This is a genomic window from Cupriavidus sp. SIMBA_020, assembly GCF_046535395.1.
In the GTDB taxonomy this organism is placed as follows: Bacteria; Pseudomonadota; Gammaproteobacteria; order Burkholderiales; family Burkholderiaceae; genus Cupriavidus; species Cupriavidus campinensis.
This window is the reverse complement of record NZ_JAWRWU010000220.1, coordinates 1-335: the sequence shown is the minus strand read 5'-3', so window position 1 is coordinate 335 and position 335 is coordinate 1. Positions and strand designations below refer to the sequence as shown.

Here is a 335-nt window from a genome sequence, read left to right as displayed (position 1 = left end):
CGAAGAGGTTAGCGCGACCAGCGACGCCAGGGCCAGGCTCCCCGGTCGATGCTGCTCAGACTCCGTTTTTTATTCAGAAACATGCGGATGGAAGAAATAATCAGATGGTTGGCCGGCCGGCGTTGTGCGCGGTGATCGCGCGTGCTGCGACCAGCAACGAATCGACTATACCATCCGAATTTATCGTTTGTATAGCCTTGCCGTGGTTGTACCCGTACGGCACCGTCAGCGTCGCCATGCCGGCCGCACGGCCCGCCAGCGCGTCGTTTTCCGAGTCGCCGATCGCGACCGCCGCGTCCGGCGCGACGCCGAGCGCGTCGCAGGCCGCCAGCATC

1 protein-coding gene is annotated in these 335 nt (G+C 63.6%); it reads right to left on the bottom strand.

Annotation, left to right across the window (positions count from 1 at the left end; all coding sequences use genetic code 11):
* Positions 1–100: 100 nt before the first annotated feature.
* Positions 101–335 (bottom strand): HAD hydrolase-like protein (locus SB751_RS28915; protein ID WP_410748898.1); only part of this gene is annotated, 235 nt, incomplete at its 5' end.